Annotated in this window: 1 protein-coding gene and 1 pseudogene; both read left to right on the top strand. The window is 60.9% G+C overall.

Features of this window, described 5'->3' with window-relative positions; all coding sequences use genetic code 11:
• Positions 1–590 precede the first annotated feature (590 nt).
• Positions 591–1,795: pseudogene (locus EOA38_RS33655) on the top strand (IS110 family transposase).
• Positions 1,796–2,211: 416 nt separating this feature from the next.
• On the top strand, positions 2,212–2,455 hold a 244-nt coding region (locus EOA38_RS33650; RefSeq protein WP_145966201.1), incomplete at its 3' end, for a transposase.

Raw genomic sequence — 2,455 nt, 5'->3', positions numbered from 1 at the left:
ATCTGGACGAAATCAACCACGAGAGAGAGATTTACCAGTGCCTGTCACAGGCAAGTGTCGCGACAATACGTCCCGTTGATTTGCAACAGCTCAGAACGCCTCATTACTATCATGTGATCTTTCGCCCATTGGTTGTGAGGGCATGACCTGAGTGTCCGATCCAAAAAGGAGTGAGTGATTTCAGCAGGTCCTATCGGGATTCGACGGAGATCAGATGCCTTGCCCTACTTCAACGGTGAGAATCTAAAAGCTTTGTGAGTTCAATGCATTGCAGGCGCGCGAACGGGTGTTTGCACTACATTTTGCGGGTTTGGACCGCCGCTCAAGCGTAAGCGCCAAGCTGACCCCATCTGGCGCGGCTTGAGGTGATGAGCGAGAGATAGTGACACTGAAGCAAGGAGCCGAGGAGCTTGCAGTGTCAATTGCTATGTCTGCGCCTATGCCTGATGATAGAAGTTTCCATGTTCTTGAGGCGGTCCCGAACCGTGGAGGCAAGCCCGCAGCGTCTGCGGCGGCGCTGGTCGGCGGAAGCGAAGTCGCGGCTGATCGAGGCGGCAGTGGAGCCGGGCGCGAATGTATCGTAAGACCGTATGTCCGCTTCTGCCGGTGAGGTGGCTCGCCCTACACTGCGCGTCCGAGGGTTGCTCGGGCGGTCCGAGCCGATCCTCATCACAGGAGGACGAGCCGTGGCAGATTATAGGGAAGCATTTGTCGGAATCGATGTCGCTAAGCTGAGGAACGCCATCGCGATTGCGGAAGCCGGCCGGGAGGGAGAGCTTCGGTTCTTCGGCGAGGCCGACGCATCGGATACGAGTATGCGCCGCGTTATCCAACGGATCGCCGCTAAGTTCGATTGCATCCACCTCTGCTACGAGGCGGGCCCAACCGGCTATGGCCTTTACCGGCTGATCCGTTCCCTTGGCCATGAATGCACCGTGGTCGCGCCGTCGCTATCCAAGGAAGCCTGGCGATCGGGTGAAGACGAACCGCCGGGATGCTCTTTCATTGGCAAGGCTGCTGCGCGCCGGCGAACTGACGGCGGTATGGGTTCCCGATGAAGATCACGAAGCAATGCGAGATCTCGTTCGCGCCCGGGCAGCCGCGGTCGAGATGCTGCGGGTCCATCGCCAGCAGGTGAGCGCTTTCATGCTCAAGCATGGTCGTGCCTATCCGACGCACGAAGAACTGGACCATGCGCTACCTGCGTTGGTTGCAGGAGCAGCGGTTCGATTATCCTGCACATCAGATCGCGCTCCAGGAAATGGTCGAAGCGGTGCGCGTCTCGAAAGAGCGTGTGGAACGGCTTGAGCGCGTGATCGAAGAGTTCATCCCGAACTGGTCGCTGGCGCCGATCGTACGAGCGCTCCAGACATTGCGTGGGGTCGATCTGATCGTCGCCGTGACGTTCGCCACCGAGGTCGGCGACGGAAGCCGTTTTGAGAGCCCTCGCCAGCTCATTGGCTATCTCGGCCTCGTTCCCGGCGAGCGGTCGACTGGAGAGACAATCAGACGTGGCGGCATCACGAAGGCAGGCAACGGCCGCGTTCGCCACATGCTGGTTGAGAGCGCCTGGACCTATCGACATCCACCCCGGATCGGCAAGGCGAAGCTGTACCGGTTGGAGCAGGCACCGCCGAAAGTCCGTGAGATCGCATGGAAGGCTCAGGCCCGCCTGACGACCAGGTATCGAAAGCTGGTTGCGCGAGGCAAGCGAACGACGGTGGTCTGCACGGCGATGGCCCGCGAACTAGTCGGCTTCATGTGGGCCGTCGCCAGGGAGGCACGCTCCACCTGATCGCTCGCCGCGGCAGTCTACACCTCGCGCATGGGCGGAGGCGGGACCACGGCAGGGGAATGCCCGTCAGACGCTTTGTGGCCGGCAAATTGACCGAAGCCCGCAGTAAGATCGGAACAGCCCCGGACGCACATCGGGAATGCGGTAGCCAACCCGCGCATCAGAGCTTGATCACCGACGTCCTTCAGTTCCGCCTCCACCCATGCGCGCTCATCAGCATGAGCAGCCGTTCCTCGGATCGCGCGACCTCCTGCGTTCCAACCCTTGACAGCGGATATCAGAGCGGTGTTTCTAGACCACCTTTCGGGAGTGGCCGCGATCTGTGAGGTTGCCGAATCTGTATTGGGATCGGAGATCGGCTTGTGTCTGGACTTGACCTTACGCTTGACCCGGAGCGGCAGCTTCGGCGTTTCGAGGTGATCAACGGTGCTGGCGGTCGGCGTCATTGGTCGGTGGATGACAAGGCGCGGATCATCGCGGAGACGCTGGAGCCGAACGCAATCATTTCCGAGGTCGCCCGTCGGTATGGCCTTAGGCCGCAGCAGGTCTTCGCCTGGCGGCGCGAAGCGCGCAAACAGGCCGCTTCGGTGCAGCAAGATTCTCCTGCCTTTGTGCCGGCGGTTTTGGCGGCGGCGGAAGCTGTAGCCAGCCGTTCACCGA

Source organism: Mesorhizobium sp. M1E.F.Ca.ET.041.01.1.1 (assembly GCF_003997355.1).
Classification (GTDB): Bacteria; Pseudomonadota; Alphaproteobacteria; order Rhizobiales; family Rhizobiaceae; genus Mesorhizobium.
This window is presented reverse-complemented; position numbering and strand designations above follow the sequence as displayed.